The following is a 17,813-nucleotide window of genomic DNA, read 5'->3' as shown; positions in this document are numbered from 1 at the left end:
TTCATTCACTCCTATCAATCAAGGCTGCCGATTCGTTTCAAAAAGCGCTCAGTCCGGGTAATGGATTCTTTGTAAATAATCGGCTGAGAGCAAAATGTCGTATAATCGATATCATTTAAACGTGATACAAGAAGGCGGCTGCCCATTATGGCACCAGCAAGAGACGCAATAAACATTCCTGCACCATACAAGTTTAGAACATTCATAGCCGCGATCGTTAGCGTGAAACTTAATACCGCATAGGAAGCAGTAAGTAAAAAGGTTGATTTCCGCTCATCAAAGTATAGTAGTATGAGAAACATCGTAATCATTAAACTTAAAAACCAGCTGCCCAATACAACGATCATAAATATATCAATTTGGTCCTGTGTCAGTCCTAAAAATGGCAGGAAACGAACACCGATGAATAAAAAAGCAAAGGTGACCAAGAGCTGTACTTGAGCGAGAAATAAGATCTCCAGTTTTAAAACTCTGTACATTTCTTGACGGGCACTATCAATATCCTGTAGCGGAAAACCATTTAAAATACGGCCGTAGTATTTTTTGTAAGAAGTATAAAAGGTCGTTTCTAGCGTGACCATAAATAAAATTAATGCAGGAAGGACGCTTAAGTAGGCGTAAAAGACGGGTGTGTCATAATAAGGAGCCATTAGAAATGTCTCGCCAATGACGATACTTCTGTCGCCAAGCCACACAGCAATGTTATGGCCATATAACCCAATATAGTAAGACAGACCAATAAAGAATAAATAAGGGTGTTTTTCAAAGTAAGTCAAATAATGAAAATATTGTTTGTTATTAATTTGAAAGTAACTAAATATATCACGTGTTAACAAAATGGCTATTAGAAAAAACCCTACATTCAAGCCGAGAAAGACGGCACTGGCATTTTCGAAACCTAAAGGCCCTGTCAGTCCCCAGATCATAAAGGCAGATACGAGAATGCCCAAAAGGTAATTTTTAACAATCTTTTTAAAGTCTTTTAAGGCTGATACATACATGGACAAGATCCAGATGATACTTAATTCTGTGAAAAACAAATAAGTGATCAATTTATACAAAAGCGAAAGCGGGGAAGACCAATAAAATAAAATGGCTGCGATGAAACCAATAAACACCGCTAATGCGATTGCTCCATACATAGAAGACAAGACATTTTCTTCTTTTTCCATAAAGGTCTGATCGGCTACGTACCGAGAAACCACAAACACAAGTCCTCCAGTCAAAATTTGTGAGAAAATAAAAGCATACTGCACGGCCGCCATGAACACATTCATTTCAGAGGCCGGCAGTTCTAAATATAAAAGCCATTCCCTAGTTGCTGTAATGAGCAAAATGGTTAAAAACATCGGCCCTACAGCTGTGATCGCTGAGTATCCATAAGCTCGCAGCTGACTGAAGAAGTTTGATTGATTATAAAGTTCTTTCAGTTGAAACCCGATTCCCGCCATTCGATTGACTCCACCTTTCATAACAAGCATTATATCGGTCGATCATCAGTGGAAGGGTATAAAGGTTTTGGACACGATTGAATCCATTACTGCCAAAATGTTTCCTGACTTCTTCACTGCGGCAGAGGAACAGTATCTCTTCGGCTAATAGATGAAAGTGCATAACCGGAACGACGCATCCCGCACGACCGTAACCATCGCCGGTGCCTAAAATAAGTTCTGAACAACTGCCGACATCAGTAGCGACAAATGGAATTCCCATAGCGAATCCTTCAAGGATAACGAGCGGCTGACCTTCACTAATGCTTGATAAAACGAGAATATCTATAAACGTTAAATAATCCATAACGTTTACAGTGCCTGTAAAAACAATATTTTTTAGTCCAAGGCTATCTGCGTATTCTTTGCATTCTTCATAATATTGTTGATCTTCATCACATGGACCAATGATATAGAAATGCGCATCAGGAATGGTTTGTTCAACAATCGCAAAACTTTGCAGCATCGTTCTAATATCTTTGATGGGGACCACCCGAACGATGGCCCCTATGTGAAGGCCTTCTCGTTTTTTTCTAGCTTCAGGTTTAAACAGGTCCACGTCTATGCCATTTGGAATAATCGTCGTTTTTTCAGGAGGACAGCCAATGTCAATTTGAATATTGCGGCTTTGTGCGAATAAAGAGGTGACTTCATTAGCATATTGATAGGCGCAGTGGCTCAAATTGTAAAAATAATCAATCCAAATATCTTTGAAATAGCCTTTAATCCATTTTGCTTTAATGATCTCTTCTTCCCGTTCTCGCGTGTAAATGCCATGTTCCGTTAATAGATAGGGTTTATTGTATTGATAGTTGGCCAGTGCCCCAAGGACCCCGGCATAACCAGTTGAAACACTGTGATAAAGATCAGCTTCCGGCATTTCATTATCAATGCAAATGAATAGAGGCAGAACCATTGAACGCAGGGCCCAAAACATATCCGTAAACGGAACGTGAATAAATCGTTCCTCGCACACTAAACGGACGATATCAAAAAAATCTTTACTGGCCAGGAAATTTAAAATCGAATCAATCCGTCCGCTTAAAAATAAATCAAACAGGATGTTCCAATTCGTTTCATCACCGCTGATCAATGAAACAAACGCCATCTTTTCTTCAAATGAAATATCGTATCGTTTACCAGAAATAATTTCGTTTTGAACGTAATTCCCCAAGTGGATGTCTCGTATTTCTAAGAGATTTGATGTGCGTTTATAAAGAGGCATAGCACCTAGGTGATCTTTGGTTGATATGGAATAAACGATAAATTCATGTTCTGGCATTTGGGTAATGATCGATTGGATCCAGCTTGAAACACCGCCAGTTACATAGGGATAAGCACCTTCAGCAATCAGACAAATTTTCATAAGTTATCCTTCCAATCCAATTGAAAATGTAAGCTGGTCTGTTTCGACTAAGTAAAGGTCATGACCGATTTTTTTTACATGACAATGCTTAGTACTCTTCATTTTTTTATCAGTAGAGAAGAAAAAATAAGAAGGACTCGACACTTTATTCAAGTGGAAAGTGACACCTTGATCTGTTTTTTCTTCATATACAATGATATCCGAGGTGTGAATCGCAGAACGGGCAGCTTCAGAAAGAACTGTTCTCCGAAGCCACGGAACATCTTGGGCCAATTGAGCAGAAAATTGTTCAAGTTCCTTTAAAGAAACTTCAGCCTTTTTACCGCTCAAAAATTCCTGCGGCTGAAGGGATTGAGAAAAATAGCCTGAAGATAAAAGGGAATTATATACAAGCCAATTGGAATATTCATCTGTCGTAAAACCGGTAAACGTTTCGTTAAGGATTGCCGTAGGGAGTGGTTCAGTTTTTGGCCATTCTACTGAAAAAGAATACTGGATTGGTGCGAGCACCGCATGTAAGTCTGGGAAATAAGAACGAATCAACGCTAAGTGTGCAAGCGGATCTTGTTGATCAATGGGTATAAAGGATCGAATTTGATAACCGGGCAAAGCGTGGGTGGTCCGCTCCAATAGTTCTTGATACTGCCACCTAATATCTAATTTGTTCATATCACCTATCGGCAAATGGTTATATCCTTGAAGGCCCATTTCGCCACCCATTCTAAGCAGTTCGCGGCTATACAAAATCATATTTTCCTGTTCTTGTGACAACGAAAAATCTGTGTTTTTCTCATGAAATGCTGCTACATATGCGGCCGTATAATTCAAGTCATACTTCGCTTCAATCCGTTGCATTTCTGGCCAAAAAGTATATCGGTAATAATCGTTCATCGTGCTCTTTTCGTTCGGATGCCGCTGATCGGGGATAGGGAATGGAAAACCTTTCAGTATAGTAGGAGCAGCGTTTAATACAGGATAGATCAATTCTGGCGTCATCATTTGCAGCCCTTTAATCAAAATAGACTGGCCGTGTGGAAGAGCTAGCATAGATCCGTTAAATACAACAAATTGCCCTACACCATATTCTGTTTTCCAAAGCAACGGAATACCTGAGGGGGAAGATACCTGTAAATCAGCTTCGGGAGCTAATCGGACGTTTAATGAAGAATTAACAATCTGTTCGGTTGCAAATGTTCGATTTCCGGCAGATCTAAAGATTGGTTTCGTCAATTTTAACCCCTTTGTTTCAACAAAAGAACCAGTTTCTATCATGCCTATTCTTTGGTATAGAGTAGATAGGTTGTTTCCTGGAGAAGGGCGAGTAGCAAAGAAAACTGATCCGCCATTTTCTGCATAACGCAGTAGGGAGGAAGGATCAGTCAGGGCATCAAGATTTTCTGTAGCAATAATCATCCCATCATATTCTTTAGTAACAGAGTCTAGTTCTTTCAGAGGCAAGCGTTCAACTCGCTTTCCCATATGATTTAAAACAAAAGCAGTCTGATCTGCTAATTCCTTGGCGTCATCTCCGGTCAAGACCAAATAGGCAGGTTGCTTGTAGGCAGCAGCCAGCGGTTCTTTTGACCTGACTAACGGTTCTTTTTCCGTCAGGTTGTTGTAATGTCTATACTGAATAACAAAGTCAGAGCGCACCAGCACAAAAAATAGTCCTATAACAGCGACAAAGCTCATCATTATAAAAGTACTTCTTTCAAGATTAAACTTGCTGTTCATAAAGATCACCTTGAAGCCAAAAACGCAGCTGATCAAGCCTCTTTGGCGAGAGTGTGGTGTTAGATGTACGCAATAGTGTAATTGTATGTGAGAACTCTTCATGATTGCGCATTTGATAATGAACATGTAATGCGGAGAAATAGGATTCCTCAATGTCTGGGAATATCTTCAAAAACTGAATGGATGTATAGTAAGCTGTTTGATGTTCATTTAAAAGAAGAGCCATTTTAATTTTTTCTTCATAATATCGCGGTTTTGGAACCGCCGTCTGTTCAATCAATCGATCTAACACATGAAGAAAGATATACCTATATTTTTCTCGTGTTTTAGAATCTAGAAATTCGACGCGTATATACTTTCGGAGAGCTTCAGAATAAGATTCTAGTGCATCTACATCTGTTTCACTCTCCCTAATCTGCGCTTCGAGCTTGCGCATACTGCTGAGCAAATCTCCTTTTGTTTGCTGAATGGCTGCGGCTGCATAATGTGACGTTTCGGAGTCTTCACTTTTTAGTGCTTGTTCTAATGCTTCTGCATGCTGAAGGAACTCACTTTTTAAAAAATCAATTAGCATTTTTCGTTGAACTTTCGGGGAATTGAGCTTTAAAGCATCATCAAAAGGAATCACATTCACTTCTTTTTCTATGTCTGGAGACTGAAGTGAGGTATCTTCATATGTTTCCCGCCTAAGAAGCCAGTCGGGGAGCTCACCATCTTTATTCTTTCGTTTAGCCATAGCGTAGATAAAAAAGAGACTAATAAATGGACAGGAAAGCAAGATCATCGCTTGAGTGCCTCTACCTTTTTTCCTGAAAATCGCCATGAAAGCAATGTAAATAACTGAAAGAAGATAATAAACAATTAAGATATTAACCCACATGAGGAAGCTCCTTTTCATCCAGTACCGCAATAATAGATTTTACTCGAAGACGCTCAATCACCAATTTGGCATCCTCCTGCTGTACATTAGACAAGAGAATGGACAGGGCACCGTTCTCATCGTAACCGAAATAATCGTTTGTTCGAAGAGTATTCCCAATTGCTTGCAGCAGTTCTGTAGTTATATCTTCAGTAAGAACATGCAAACGAACGTAGGGGATGTGAAGTTCACGCATAGCTTTTCGTTTTTGTTCTAGCATTCTTAGGAAATAAAACGAGGTGAGCGCATTTGTATCTTTGATATAGCGTTTCGTATTAATTTCTTCTATATAATCATGTGCGCGTGACAAGGAAGCAGTGATCAGCCGGCTAACTACATCGATCAGGTTTTGATAGGATAAGGTCAGTTGTTCAAATTCGGCATCATAACAAGCAATAAGGGCTATCGTTTGCTGATTCTGTATGATCGGAGATACGAATATAGGTTCATTCGGCTGTAAGGAAGTATTATATTTTATCGACTGAGAGGCAATGCAGTTTTCTATCATTGAGCCTTCTTGAACTTTAAGAGAAGATGCAGGCTGAAACGATGCATCATTCGACTTTGCAGCTAGTCGCATATACCCATATGAATCGACAAGGTAAATAGAAAACCGCTTGGCTTTTAATGTCTGTTCAAGCACTTTAATGGCCCCGCTAAATAACGCTTCAGGTTCAAGACTGTCCAGTTCTCGAGTGGCAAAATAAATTTTTCCAATGCCATCCTCTGTCCGTAAAATCTGTTCCTGCAGCTGATTTTTCACTTGCAATGTATCGTCATACACCTTCGTAAGAAATGCATACTTCGATTGAGAAGAAACCAGCTCATCTTTTGTAAATTGCAGCTCTATTTTTCTGCGATCCACTACATAGCTTATAATTAAACCGACGAGCAAGTAGATTGTAAACGTGGCCAATAGCGAATTATCGATAAATAAAGACATCCAATCACGCCCTGAAAGGGTCATGTCATACATATGAACACTCAATGCTAAGATAGACGCCACAACCGATTGAGTTTTACCAAAAAGAAGAGCAGCAAGTAAAATATAAATGAGCCATACATCAACGGTGTCAACAATCGGTGTGAGAAAAGACGAGACAGCATAAAATAAAATAAATAGAACGGCATTTTCTAATAGGGAAAACAATGGGTGTTTCCATAAGGATTTAGAAACACTCTTGACCTCAGTATCCGAGGCGCTTTCCTGTGATTCTTCCTGTTCATAGTAATGAATGACTTTTTCCAATCCTTCATGCAGGCTAAATTTAGGTACCCAGTCTAACTTTGTTTTTATTTTTGTGTTGTCTAGTCGCGATCGGGTAATGTCACCATGTGGTTGATCTGCATATACGGTTTGGGAAACCGGACGAAATACGCGCAGTTCTGTGATCAGCTGATTCACACTAATTTCGGTATTTGACGACAAGTTATAAGTGCCGCTTAGATCACTTACTACAGATCTATAAATAGCATCCGCAATATCCCCAACATAAATAAAATCGCGTGTTTGATTTCCATCCCCATAAATGACAAGAGGGTTATCTTTTAATAGGCAAGCGGTAAATTTAGCAATGACTCCACTCTCTTTGCTTACATGCTGTTTAGGACCATAAACGTTTGAAAAGCGGAATATAAGCGATGAGAGACCATATAATTCTTCCCACTTACGGCAATACATTTCGCCGACCAATTTATTAAGTCCGTAAGGTGAAATCGGGTGAGCCGGTGTATCTTCTGCAATTGGCAGAGAGTTGGTGTCTCCGTAAATAGCCGCTGAAGAGCAGAACACAAACTTTTTCACACCATACTTTCGAGAAAGATTTAACATGTTAATTAAACCCAGTATATTGGTTTCAGAATCTAGAACAGGATTTTCAATCGATTGCTGCACATAGGTTTGAGCAGCACAATGAATGACAACATCAAATGAATGGGTTCGAAAGAATGCTTCACATGTATCATCTTCAATATTGCCAATGAAAGAACGATGGTTGAAGTAGATGTTCTCTTTCTTACCTGAAGACAGATTATCAATAATGTAGATCGAATGGTTTTCTTTAAAGAACCGTTCAGCGATAAAGGAGCCTATAAAGCCATATCCGCCAGTAACAAGAATTTTCATAGACCCACACCTTTTTCTGTTTTTTCTTGATATTATCCCTTAGTAACAAGTGTATTCTTAGACCTGCAACTAATTGCTTATTTTTTGTATTATATTCGGAAAATGATAGAGGTTAGGACTTTTTGAATAAAGTGAAATAAAAATAATGGAGATTAAATAGATAAGCAGCTAATTTGTCCTTTGATACCTAACTTCTGATATAGCGCTCGAAAGAATGGCCTGTGGGATATTTTGGTTGGAAATATAAACACAATTAAACAGCCTTTTGCTATTAATATTTGTAGAATATCTGATTATTAGCAATAAATATTAAAATTATCTGAATTTTCTACAATTTTTACACGAATCATTCATTATATGGTATATTTAATTTAATCTAATGAATAGCCGGGTTTATGCATAAGTCGATTTCTTCTTGCTATGAGAAAGGAGTACTAAGATGACAGCGAATTATTTAAAAGTCATGCTGGAAACTTTATGCTACTTCAACCAAGTTGAAATCTTGCACACCTATAAAAAAAACGGCGAGCCATATCTCACCATCCGTTGTGTAAAGAATACCTCAACCATACAAGTGGAGTTTATTCAAAGTCATATCATTCAACAGTACGATAGTATTAAAGAGGCAGAATCCGCGATTAAGAAAGTAATTAACTGAACATAATTTATGGAAATATAAATTTTAATATTGGATATAAGCGGTGATCTCTCTCTAGGGTCACCTTTTTTATTTTTTTCACGGGAAAAAATTGGCGTATCAGTTTAAAAAAATGTTTAGATCATTTAAGATAGGTTAGAGGATATATATGGATAAAAATATAATAAAATAAAATTATGGGAGGAATAGGGATGAATTATATTTGGAAAGCAGGGGTAGTCGCAAGTATGCTTGGGTTAGCTGCCTGCTCACAAAATGCTGAGGCACCTGCAGAAAAAGAAGAGGAAAATGTGGTAGTGGTTGAGGAGGAAGAGCAACAGGCAGAAGAACCGGATCAAGGAAATGAAGAAGTGAAAGAGAACGAGAACACTGAGTCAGAAAAGCCTTTACCTGAACTAGAACAAGAAAAAACGGTGAAAGTGATGGTAGAGGGCATGGAGGATGAAAGAAAAGCGTATCTCTATCAAAGCAAAGAACTTGGCTTTTCTACGTATGTGCCAGAAAATTTAACATTTGAAGATAAAGAAGATGAACTGTTAGCGTATGCGAAAAATACAGATGGAAGTAAGAATGAACAGGCTAAGTTACACATAGATCAGCTAGAAGATGCGAATGTTAAAGAAAAGCTAGAGTCAGAAGGCTTTACCTTGTCAGACGCAAGTGAAATGAAGTTTGAACAATCTCAAGAAGAATATTCACTTAAAAAAGAGGATATTGTTGGTTATGCTTCCGTTTTTGAAAAAAATGGCCAGAAGTATTTGTTTATGTACCAATATCCAATTGAATATGGAGACGGATTTGAACCAAGCGTAGATATTATTAAAGATGAAATGGTGTGGCATGAGTAAACAACAGAACAAAAAGAAGCTGAATTTGCTCAGCTTCTTTTTGTTGTTTCAATCACTATTTGGTTTGATCAACTTGTCTTAACTGCTCCTGCAGCTCGCTTAACTGTTTTTGTTCTGCTAATGTGGAGTTGGCGTAAGCGGAAGAAAGACTGTTTTTTGCAATATCAATATCTTTTTGTTCACGGCTGGCAGTTGCTTGATTAACAAAGTTTCTGGCTTCTTGAAAAAGTCTGTTACCCATTTTTAAAACCCTCCCAACGTCATATCGGGATTTTCTTCGGTGTTGCTGCTGGTAAACTTTCCAGCCTCAGCTTCAGAGTAAGTCATGTGGTAAGGAAATCGTTCGTCATGCTTAGCAACAGCATTTTTGCCTTGTTGAACAAAACGTTTCGACTTATTTCTTTTTCCCATCATAATCCCTCCGAAGTTTAGTGATAGACACAAACAGTTGTGTCTGTACTATTGTGGTTTTTGTGTTTGTTTTTATAAGGGTAATTATTGGGTCAGCATGTTTAAAATTTTTTGGGGTGGAGCTGTATAAGATTTGCTTTAAGTGGCCATTATAATTAGTGCAAGGACGAAAACTCCAAATGGGGTGAAGGCTTTGGACGTACATCGAACTGACCCAGTCTAGAATTTCTCAATGTCAAATCATTCATGCAAATGAGGTGTTTGTCGGAGAGCAGGTACAAGTCGTAGAAACCTAAAGAATGAAATCTCTAAATGGGGTGAAGGCTTTGGGCGTATATCGAATGAACCCAGTCTAGAATTTCTCAATGTCAATCATTTATCATGCAAATGAGGTGTTTGTCAAAGAGCAGGTACATGTCGTATCAACCTTTTGATTCTTGCATATGATCAAGGTGCGCCAATTGGCGTACCTTGATTTCTTTTTGGGTAATAAAAAACCCCCTAAACAAAGGATGATGTTTAGGGGTTTCCATAGTCATTTATTTTTCCACTAATTGATCAAGAGCTATACTGTACTCATTTTCAGGCTGATCAAGAGGATAGACTCTTGCAGTGGCTTCTTCATCATCAACATGCTGGATATAGACTGGAACACCGTTAAATAAAACATTCGCCATTATTGGTGATTCGGCTATTTCTTTCGCTCGCTGAACGTTCATACATTCCCTCCATTCTTTCATACAGGTTTATTATGAACGGGAATCTGCAGAACCATTCTATAGTAAGAAAATCACCTTAATACGCTTCCGCCTGAGATCTTCAGCGATTCACCAACAATATTTTCCGCGGCATCACTTAATAAAAAAATAATCGAGTTAGCCACTTCTGACGGGGCAATCCATTTTTTTGAAGGAATCAGATCTTTGGACTTTTGCAACTGATCTTCGTACGTAAAGCCATTTTCGTCAGCTTTTCTCTTGATGCTGTTTCGGGCCATTTCCGTATCAACATAGCCGGGACATACGGCGTTTACCCGAATGTTATAATCAATCGCTTCTAAAGCCATGGAATGGGTGAAACCCGTGATGGCGAATTTAGATGCGCTGTATGCACCATTACCTTTAGGTCCGCGGAGTCCTGAAAGGGAAGAAAGGTTAACGATCGAGCCTTTTCTTTGTTCCTGCATATGCTGGTATACAAGCTGTGTCAGGAAAACGGTTGAAAAGAAGTTGACTTCCATGATGCTGCGCAATTGGTCTTCTGAAAGCTGTTCGATCGTATTTCCTCCACCAATACCAGCTGAGTTAACCAGTCCCGTAATGGCTCCGATGCTTTGAATAGCTGAATCTACCAGACGTTTGCGGTCTTGTTCATTCGTTAGGTCAGCTGCTATTGCAAGAATTTTTGCTTCGGAATTGATCGTTTCACACTCATTTTTTAACTGTGTTAATTTTTCCTCATCGCGGCCGGTAATCGTCAGGCTTCCTCCAGCAGCAACTATTGACTTTGCCGTCTCCCAGCCGATCCCTCCAGTAGCACCGGTCAATAAAATGTGCTGATTCTCTAAAAGTTTGCTTTGAAAAACGCCCATCTTGATCCCTCCATTAAAAAAATGATTATTAACATGACATACCCTTAGGTTAGCTGAGATAACCATGATAAAAAAGAGAGCTCACTTTTGAATGAGCCCAATAAAGCTATATTTACAAAAAAATGTTAACCTGCTGGCTGTCTTTTCTTTTTCCGCATCGCTTTTGGTATATATACACAAGCAGGCTCACTTTCCATACCTCCCTGAATGTTTTAAGTACCGATTGGTTCATACTTTGATCATATAAAAAAATTCCCTCTATTTATGTGAAGTAAATCACATGAATAATTCAGGCATTTTTATAAAATGAAATTATCAAATCATGAAGTGGGTGAAAAAAATGAAACTATTGCTACCTAAACAGCATGGTGCATGGGCAATGCTCTTGGTTCCATTTTTACTGGGGGCGGCGGCAGGAGGATTTAGATTTGTTCATATTTCATTGTTTCTCGGATGGATGTTTCTTTATTTAGCGACCTATCCATTTTTGATGTACGTGAAAGGAAAGAAAAAGAAACTGCATATGAAATGGGCAGGGATCTATTTCTCTGTTGCACTTTGCTTTTTGGCTATTGTTCTTGTGTATGACTGGACGATGCTCATGTTTGGAGGAATGATGCTGCCATTGTTTGTTATTAATATGATCTTTGCGAAGAATAAAAAAGAACGCGCGTTTACTAACGACGTAACAGCCATCATCGCTTTTTGTATAGGCGGATTGGCAAGTTATTATTTAGGCAGCGGTACACTTGACCTCACCGCATTTTTTATCACTTTGCTTTCGTTTTTATTTTTTCTAGGCAGTACGTTTTTTGTAAAGACGATGATTCGCGAGAAGAAAAATCAAATGTTTCGGCTTTACTCATGGACATACCATCTACTCTTATTAATCGGTGTGGGAGTATATGCAGAACCCAGATTACTTGTACTTGCTTTTCTTCCGAGTGTAATAAGAGCATTCTTTCTTTACGGAAAAAATATCTCTATCATGAAAGTAGGAATACTTGAAATTGCCAACTCCGCATTTTTTATGGTGATCATATGGATGTCTATCTAACCACAAAAAAACTTCCCATTCATTATAGATGAAGGGAAGTTTTTTCGGTCGTTCAACAATTATTTAATGAGAGAATCAACTTTTTCAGCCAGCTGATCAAAGTGGCGATAGAGAGAAGATCCTTCTTCATAGATGCCCCCAGTTTCTGTTTCTTCATCCAGTTCTTCTATCGGCAGCTGAGCCAAAAGGCTTGTATGAAGGGCATCGGCTAAGTCTGCACCTCCGCCTTTGCCAAATAAATAATATTGTTTGTCACTGTCTCGAGGCTGGAAGAACGACATGTTTTCAACGACACCAAGCACTTCATGTTTCGCTTTTAAAGCCATAGTTCCGGCACGTTCTGCCACGTGTGTCGCGGTTTGATGTGGAGTGGTGACAATAATTTCTTTGCTTTCTGGGATAAAGTGGTGCATATCAAGCGCTACATCACCTGTGCCAGGCGGCATATCTAAAAGAATGTAATCTAATTCTCCCCACATGACATCTTTTGAGAAATGCTCGACCATTTTTCCAAGCATGGGACCTCTCCATACGACCGGTTCGTTATTTTTAATTAAAAATCCCATCGACATGACTTTCACACCATGAGATTCTACCGGAATAATCTTGCCGTTAAACGTTTTCGGCCTGTTTTCGAGATTCATTATTTTTGGCACGCTAAATCCATAAATATCAAGATCAATTAGGGCAACATTTTTCCCCATTCTTGAGAGGGCGATCGCTAAATTAACAGAAACAGTTGATTTGCCCACTCCGCCTTTTCCGCTAGTGATGGCAATGACGTTTCCAGATAACACATTTAACACCTCATTTGTCTATTTTTGAAAAAATTGTACGCATGTGACGTACCTCACAGTCGAGACGTCATACATTTTATACAATGATGTCAATTACTCGGCTAAGCCGTTATTAAAAAACTAACAAAGGATTATTTTTTTATATGTAATAAATGTCACAGGGGGGCTCTTTATGAAGACGCTTGAACGTTCTTTTTATTCGAAGACTAGCAAGTATGCGTTTTTTGTCATTTTAATTCTATTATTCTCGGTGTGGGTAGGAACGGAACAATTTCTTCATTTTGATATGGCCTTGCTGGGGTACTTAATTTCATCCCTGATTTTCGCTATTGGATTAACCATCCGGATGTGTGCTTGGCTTATTCGTCCGGCCACCCAGCAAGTCGTTAAGCGAAGTTTTACCAATTTAAAACAAAGTAAGCGGAAGAAAAGAAATATCAGCTCAATCATAAAAACAGCATTTGATAACATCATTTTGCAAAAATTTATTTTTAAACGCGGCATTTATCGAGGCGTGCAGCATTTCTTAATTGCTTGGGGCTGCATTGGTTCGTTCGCTATTACATTTGGTTTAACATTCGGCTGGATGCACTTCGAATTAGTTGACCCTGAAACCTATGTGATTGTGGTGATGGGAGTTGAGACCATCTCAATGGCTGCCCACGGGCTTTTTGCTGAAATGGTCTATAATGGCTTGAATATTACGGCTGTCATGGTGCTCATTGGCGTATCGATGGCTCTTGCCAGAAGAATTGTCAATCAAGATGTGAAAGTTACTCAGCGAACGGAATTCGATTTATTTCCTTTATACCTTTTACTAGCTGTCACAGGAACTGGTTTAATATTAACGGTCTCTTATGCGCTGTTAGATGGCTTTATGCATCATTATTTAACATTGGTCCATCAAGTGACAGTTGTTGTGCTCTTAGTGTATTTCCCATTTGGCAAGCTATTTCATTTCCCAATCAGACCGCTGGCCACAGCTGTGCCGCTGAATTATCAAGAAGAAGTCAATGTAGATACGCGTCCTTGTAAGCGTTGCGGAGATATGTATAGCTCAGATGATCAGATTACGGATGTCAAAGGAATTCTAGAAGTGCAAAGCTTTGATTTGCAGCTTGCGGATGGATCATTTTTATCAGATTACTGTCCTGCTTGCCGGAGACGAATCCGTGTCATGAAACAGATGAATATAGATGAAAACACGCCAAAAGAAGAAAATCCAATTACAACAATGAACGGAATCCATATGTCTGGCTTCAGTAAATCGAGAAAAGATGACTTTTATGATCTGCCAGAGCATGTACAAGAACAGCTGAAAGAGTACAAACAGAAAGGGAGAGACGAAAATGAGTGAGTTTGTCACAAAAGCAGGGGTTAAAAACCTTCATAAACCGGGCGAAAAGTTAATTACCACGCATTGCTGCTACTGCGGGATGCAGTGCGGAATGCATATACGAGTCAATGAAAAATCTGGTCATGTGGTTGGAGTTGAGCCAAGGTATGACTGGCCGGTAACAAGAGGGAAAATGTGTCCTAAAGGTGTGACTGCCTATCAAACGGTGGAGCATGAAGAAAGAATTTTAAAACCGCTGATTAAAAAGAATGGCCAGTTTGTTGAGTCTTCTTGGGAAGAAGCGCTTGATGTGATCGAAGCGAACTTCAAAAAGCTTCAAAATGAAAGCGGCAAAGATGCCCTGTCCGTTTTTGGCGGTGTATCCATGACGAACGAAAAATGCTATCTAGTTGGAAAATACGCTCGTGTGGCTCTAGGTACTCGTTTTATTGATTATAATGGCCGTTTTTGCATGAGCTCCGCTGCCGGCGGATTTTTAAAAACACTTGGTACTGACCGGGGATCAACACTTCCTTGGCCTGAACTCGAGCATACGGATTGCTTTTTCATCGCAGGCTCCAACACAGCGGAATGTCATCCGACGAGCATTCAATGGCTTTGGAAAGCGAAAGACAAAGGGGCAAAGCTTATTGTGGTTGATCCACGGGAAACGCCGACCGCCCGCGTCGCTGATGTGCATTTAGATTTAAAACCTGGCACCGATTCAGCGCTTGCCAATGGGATGCTTCATATCTTGATTAAAGAAGGCTATGTCGATGAAGAGTACGTCAACGAGCGCTGCAATAATTACGAAGAATTAAAGAAAAGCACAGAAAAGTTCACACCAGAATACACGTCAAAAATGACAGGTGTTTCGATCGAGAAAATTATTAAAGCCGCCCATATTTATGGGATGTCTCCTCGTTCCGTGGTTATGTTTGCCCGCGGAGTGGAGCAGCAAAGAAAAGGTGTAGACAATGTCACTTTATATACGTCAATGGCTTTGTTAAGAGGGCAAATTGGCAAGTTTGCTTCTGGAGTGGCTACATTCACCGGACAAGGAAACGGACAAGGCGGACGAGAGCATGGACAAAAAGCAGATTTACTTCCAGGCTACCGTAAATTAACGGACCCGGAAGCAGTCAAGTATATTTCAAATGTATGGGGAATTGACCCAAGTGAGATGCCCAAACCAGGAGTATCCGCTTATGAAATGTTCGATGAAATCATGAAGGGCAATATTCGCGGTATGCATGTCATCTGCAGTAATCCAGCGGTATCAGCACCGAATTTAGAACATATCTGGAAGGCATTTAAGAAATTAGATTTTCTTGTTGTCAGCGATTTCTTCCTTTCAGAGACGGCACAATTTGCAGATGTGGTGCTCCCAGCAACAACGTGGGCTGAGGATGAAGGAACAACAACGAATCTTGAAGGCCGCGTAATTCGAATCCGGAAAGTAAGGGAACCGCTTGGCGAGTCACAGCCGGATTGGGAAATTATTAATCGAATTGCGGAGCGTATGGGAAAAGGAAAGTACTTCCCATATAAAAGTGCAGGCGAGATTTTTGAAGAATTCCGTGTTGCTACAAAAGGTGGGAAAGCGGATTATTACGGCATCACTTATGACCGGATTGATAAGGAAGATGGAGTGTTCTGGCCTTGTCCATCGGAGGATCACCCAGGAACACCGACCATGTTTGTTGATTCATTCGGTACACCGGATGGAAAAGCGAACCTTCCAAGTGTGGAATGGCAAGAAGCTGGCGAGCCGCCAACGAATGACTTCCCGCACTTTTTAACTACTGGCCGGGTTGTCTATCACTATTTATCTGGCGTACAGACAAGAAGAGTGGATTTCTTAATGGAACAATGTCCGGAACCTTTTGCGGAAATGCATCCGGCGCTTGCAAGCAAGTATAATTTGCAGGATGGCGAGATGGTTAGACTGATCACGCCGAGATCTCATATGGATGTGAAAACACGTATTACTAAAGCGATTCGCAAAGACACCGTATTCGTCCCTTATCACTGGGGTAAAGAACTGGCTGTTAACCAATTGACCAATGCCTGTCTTGATCCGATTTCAAGAATGCCGGAATTTAAAGTTTGTTCATTAAAAATGGAAAAAATATAAAAATAAGAAAAGGAGAATGGCCATCATGAATAAAATCATGTATTTAGAATTTGAAAGATGTATTGGCTGCCGTGCGTGTCAAGCTGCTTGCCGGGAATGCGGGGATCATGATGCGAAGGAACGGAACTATGTAGAATATGTAGACTTTACTGAAAATCGCCAAACGTATCCGATGCTGTGCATGCAATGTAAAGACCCAGCCTGCGCGCGGGTCTGTCCAGCGAATGCCATCCAAATTACGGAAGAGGGTGTCGTGCTGTCTGCGATGGAAGAAAAATGTATCGGCTGCCGAAATTGTACATTTGGCTGTCCATTCGGTATTCCAAAGTTCGATTTTGAAGAAAACAAAATGTATAAATGCGATATGTGCTATGACCGTTCAAAGCATGATATTGCCCCAATGTGTGCGTCTGTTTGTCCGAGTGATGCGATTCGCTTCATCGACTTTGATGAAATGCAGCAGCTGCGCCGCAAACGTTCGCAAATGAATTTAGTAGAAGGCAAGAAACCTCAAGAAGGCAATAAGTGGGATTACGTGCCTGAATTCTTCGGTGTATACACAGATTAAATTTAGACAGGAAAGGGAGTAGCAAATATGTCCAATGATAAGAAGCTAAAACGCAATGAAAAAGATACAAAGGACGATATGATTCATTTAGTAGATAATTTAAACCGAGATGAGGATCTTAAATTTAATCGTCGTGCATTTTTAAAATCCGCTGTCGGAGCTTCCTTGACGATTGGTCTTGCTACGCTGCCTTTTTCAGTACTGGCTTTAAACTCTCGGGATGAAAAATCAAATCGGGTTGAGATTGCTAAGCTTAAAGATGTACCGAAAGACAGTTCAATTAACTTTAATTACCCGACAGATGATGAACCGGCTATTTTAGTTCATACCAAAAACGGAGAACTGAAGGCCTATAATAATAAATGTACGCATCTTCAATGCCCCGTTTTTTATGAGAAAGAAGAGTCGGTGCTATTATGTCCATGTCACAGGGGATTCTTTAGTGTCGATAATGGCCAGCCGTTAGCCGGACCTCCGCAAAGAGAGCTGCCAATGATCGAACTAGAAGTAGAAGCGGGTACCATATACGCGGTCGGAAGGAAGATTCGTCATGGGGAAGAATAAAGGGTATTGGATTACTATTATCATCACGTTAGCGATCAATGTGGTGATGCTCCAGTGGACGATTGAATCCTATTTTGGCAGGGAATTCAGCCATGTCTATACGTACACAGGAATTTCACTTGTTTCTTCTATTATATGTGCCGTCACTTTCTTCCTTTGGAGAAAGAAAGAGTATCAGTGAGTGGTTTTATTTATATAAAAAAATTAGGCTT

Annotated in this window: 18 protein-coding genes; 8 read left to right on the top strand and 10 right to left on the bottom strand. The window is 39.8% G+C overall.

The features are described from left to right. Positions 1-14: 14 nt before the first annotated feature. Genes pelG through JOC78_RS09960 form a run of 5 tightly spaced genes read right to left on the bottom strand, consistent with a single transcriptional unit; the run spans position 15 to position 7,634 of the window. On the bottom strand, positions 15-1,451 hold the full coding sequence (gene pelG / locus JOC78_RS09980; RefSeq protein WP_204554888.1) for an exopolysaccharide Pel transporter PelG: 1,437 nt from the start codon (positions 1,449-1,451) through the stop codon (positions 15-17). Further along, complete coding sequence (gene pelF, locus JOC78_RS09975) at positions 1,414-2,856, bottom strand: GT4 family glycosyltransferase PelF (protein WP_204554886.1); 1,443 nt, start codon at positions 2,854-2,856, stop codon at positions 1,414-1,416. The genes pelG and pelF overlap by 38 nt, the downstream gene beginning before the upstream one ends. A 3-nt stretch (positions 2,857-2,859) precedes the next feature. Then, positions 2,860-4,590, bottom strand: coding sequence for a DUF2194 domain-containing protein (locus JOC78_RS09970; RefSeq protein ID WP_204554882.1), 1,731 nt, complete (start codon positions 4,588-4,590; stop codon positions 2,860-2,862). Then, complete coding sequence (locus JOC78_RS09965) at positions 4,574-5,470, bottom strand: hypothetical protein (protein WP_204554879.1); 897 nt, start codon at positions 5,468-5,470, stop codon at positions 4,574-4,576. The genes JOC78_RS09970 and JOC78_RS09965 overlap by 17 nt, the downstream gene beginning before the upstream one ends. Next, positions 5,460-7,634 (bottom strand): NAD-dependent epimerase/dehydratase family protein, encoded by a 2,175-nt coding sequence (locus JOC78_RS09960; protein WP_204554876.1) that lies wholly within the window; start codon positions 7,632-7,634, stop codon positions 5,460-5,462. Before JOC78_RS09960 ends, JOC78_RS09965 begins: the two co-directional genes overlap by 11 nt. A 439-nt stretch (positions 7,635-8,073) precedes the next feature. Between JOC78_RS09960 and JOC78_RS09955 the strand changes: the two genes are divergently transcribed. Next, complete coding sequence (locus JOC78_RS09955; protein WP_204554873.1) at positions 8,074-8,292, top strand: hypothetical protein; 219 nt, start codon at positions 8,074-8,076, stop codon at positions 8,290-8,292. Positions 8,293-8,483: 191 nt separating this feature from the next. Further along, a complete protein-coding gene (locus JOC78_RS09950) occupies positions 8,484-9,140 on the top strand; it encodes a hypothetical protein (protein ID WP_204554870.1) in 657 nt (218 codons plus the stop codon). A gap of 55 nt (positions 9,141-9,195) precedes the next feature. On the opposite strand, the gene JOC78_RS09945 is transcribed toward JOC78_RS09950, so the two are convergent. The 4 genes from JOC78_RS09945 to JOC78_RS09930 form a co-directional block, all read right to left on the bottom strand. Beyond that, positions 9,196-9,381, bottom strand: coding sequence for a DUF3813 domain-containing protein (locus tag JOC78_RS09945; protein WP_204554868.1), 186 nt, complete (start codon positions 9,379-9,381; stop codon positions 9,196-9,198). Positions 9,382-9,383: 2 nt separating this feature from the next. Then, positions 9,384-9,551, bottom strand: a complete 168-nt coding sequence (locus JOC78_RS09940; RefSeq protein ID WP_204554866.1) for a hypothetical protein — start codon at positions 9,549-9,551, stop codon at positions 9,384-9,386. Between the two features lie 539 nt (positions 9,552-10,090). Then, a complete protein-coding gene (locus JOC78_RS09935) occupies positions 10,091-10,270 on the bottom strand; it encodes an H-type small acid-soluble spore protein (RefSeq protein ID WP_204554863.1) in 180 nt (59 codons plus the stop codon). 71 nt (positions 10,271-10,341) lie between these two features. Further along, positions 10,342-11,142 (bottom strand): SDR family NAD(P)-dependent oxidoreductase, encoded by an 801-nt coding sequence (locus JOC78_RS09930; protein ID WP_204554860.1) that lies wholly within the window; start codon positions 11,140-11,142, stop codon positions 10,342-10,344. Positions 11,143-11,482: 340 nt separating this feature from the next. Between JOC78_RS09930 and JOC78_RS09925 the strand changes: the two genes are divergently transcribed. Then, on the top strand, positions 11,483-12,199 hold the full coding sequence (locus tag JOC78_RS09925) for a YwiC-like family protein (protein ID WP_204554857.1): 717 nt from the start codon (positions 11,483-11,485) through the stop codon (positions 12,197-12,199). Positions 12,200-12,258: 59 nt separating this feature from the next. Here JOC78_RS09925 and JOC78_RS09920 read toward each other — a convergent pair whose 3' ends face one another. Further along, entirely contained in the window at positions 12,259-12,996 is a 738-nt protein-coding gene (locus tag JOC78_RS09920; RefSeq protein WP_338023195.1) for an Mrp/NBP35 family ATP-binding protein, read from the bottom strand. Positions 12,997-13,168: 172 nt separating this feature from the next. Here JOC78_RS09920 and JOC78_RS09915 point away from each other — a divergent pair, with 172 nt between their 5' ends. Genes JOC78_RS09915 through JOC78_RS09895 form a run of 5 tightly spaced genes read left to right on the top strand, consistent with a single transcriptional unit; the run spans position 13,169 to position 17,782 of the window. Beyond that, positions 13,169-14,353 (top strand): MFS transporter, encoded by a 1,185-nt coding sequence (locus JOC78_RS09915; protein ID WP_204554851.1) that lies wholly within the window; start codon positions 13,169-13,171, stop codon positions 14,351-14,353. Then, entirely contained in the window at positions 14,346-16,469 is a 2,124-nt protein-coding gene (fdhF, locus tag JOC78_RS09910) for a formate dehydrogenase subunit alpha (protein WP_204554848.1), read from the top strand. Before JOC78_RS09915 ends, fdhF begins: the two co-directional genes overlap by 8 nt. A gap of 25 nt (positions 16,470-16,494) precedes the next feature. Continuing rightward, positions 16,495-17,037: a 4Fe-4S dicluster domain-containing protein gene (locus JOC78_RS09905; RefSeq protein ID WP_204554845.1), complete on the top strand. Its 543-nt coding sequence runs from the start codon at positions 16,495-16,497 to the stop codon at positions 17,035-17,037. Between the two features lie 27 nt (positions 17,038-17,064). Further along, positions 17,065-17,601: a Rieske 2Fe-2S domain-containing protein gene (locus JOC78_RS09900; protein WP_204554842.1), complete on the top strand. Its 537-nt coding sequence runs from the start codon at positions 17,065-17,067 to the stop codon at positions 17,599-17,601. Continuing rightward, positions 17,588-17,782, top strand: a complete 195-nt coding sequence (locus JOC78_RS09895; RefSeq protein WP_204554831.1) for a hypothetical protein — start codon at positions 17,588-17,590, stop codon at positions 17,780-17,782. The genes JOC78_RS09900 and JOC78_RS09895 overlap by 14 nt, the downstream gene beginning before the upstream one ends. Positions 17,783-17,813: the final 31 nt, after the last annotated feature.

It is taken from the genome of Bacillus ectoiniformans, assembly GCF_016908875.1.
Lineage (GTDB): Bacteria > Bacillota > Bacilli > Bacillales > Domibacillaceae > Bacillus_BX > Bacillus_BX ectoiniformans.
This window is presented reverse-complemented; position numbering and strand designations above follow the sequence as displayed.

Excerpts from the sequence above, each read along its gene's own strand:
- pelG (WP_204554888.1), bottom strand. The coding sequence starts at position 1,451 with ATGGCGGGAATCGGGTTTCAACTGAAAGAACTTTATAATCAATCAAAC.
- pelF (WP_204554886.1), bottom strand. The coding sequence starts at position 2,856 with ATGAAAATTTGTCTGATTGCTGAAGGTGCTTATCCCTATGTAACTGGC.
- JOC78_RS09970 (WP_204554882.1), bottom strand. The coding sequence starts at position 4,590 with ATGAACAGCAAGTTTAATCTTGAAAGAAGTACTTTTATAATGATGAGC.
- JOC78_RS09965 (WP_204554879.1), bottom strand. The coding sequence starts at position 5,470 with ATGTGGGTTAATATCTTAATTGTTTATTATCTTCTTTCAGTTATTTAC.
- JOC78_RS09960 (WP_204554876.1), bottom strand. The coding sequence starts at position 7,634 with ATGAAAATTCTTGTTACTGGCGGATATGGCTTTATAGGCTCCTTTATC.
- JOC78_RS09955 (WP_204554873.1), top strand. The coding sequence starts at position 8,074 with ATGACAGCGAATTATTTAAAAGTCATGCTGGAAACTTTATGCTACTTC.
- JOC78_RS09950 (WP_204554870.1), top strand. The coding sequence starts at position 8,484 with ATGAATTATATTTGGAAAGCAGGGGTAGTCGCAAGTATGCTTGGGTTA.
- JOC78_RS09945 (WP_204554868.1), bottom strand. The coding sequence starts at position 9,381 with ATGGGTAACAGACTTTTTCAAGAAGCCAGAAACTTTGTTAATCAAGCA.
- JOC78_RS09940 (WP_204554866.1), bottom strand. The coding sequence starts at position 9,551 with ATGGGAAAAAGAAATAAGTCGAAACGTTTTGTTCAACAAGGCAAAAAT.
- JOC78_RS09935 (WP_204554863.1), bottom strand. The coding sequence starts at position 10,270 with ATGAACGTTCAGCGAGCGAAAGAAATAGCCGAATCACCAATAATGGCG.
- JOC78_RS09930 (WP_204554860.1), bottom strand. The coding sequence starts at position 11,142 with ATGGGCGTTTTTCAAAGCAAACTTTTAGAGAATCAGCACATTTTATTG.
- JOC78_RS09925 (WP_204554857.1), top strand. The coding sequence starts at position 11,483 with ATGAAACTATTGCTACCTAAACAGCATGGTGCATGGGCAATGCTCTTG.
- JOC78_RS09915 (WP_204554851.1), top strand. The coding sequence starts at position 13,169 with ATGAAGACGCTTGAACGTTCTTTTTATTCGAAGACTAGCAAGTATGCG.
- fdhF (WP_204554848.1), top strand. The coding sequence starts at position 14,346 with ATGAGTGAGTTTGTCACAAAAGCAGGGGTTAAAAACCTTCATAAACCG.
- JOC78_RS09905 (WP_204554845.1), top strand. The coding sequence starts at position 16,495 with ATGAATAAAATCATGTATTTAGAATTTGAAAGATGTATTGGCTGCCGT.
- JOC78_RS09900 (WP_204554842.1), top strand. The coding sequence starts at position 17,065 with ATGTCCAATGATAAGAAGCTAAAACGCAATGAAAAAGATACAAAGGAC.
- JOC78_RS09895 (WP_204554831.1), top strand. The coding sequence starts at position 17,588 with ATGGGGAAGAATAAAGGGTATTGGATTACTATTATCATCACGTTAGCG.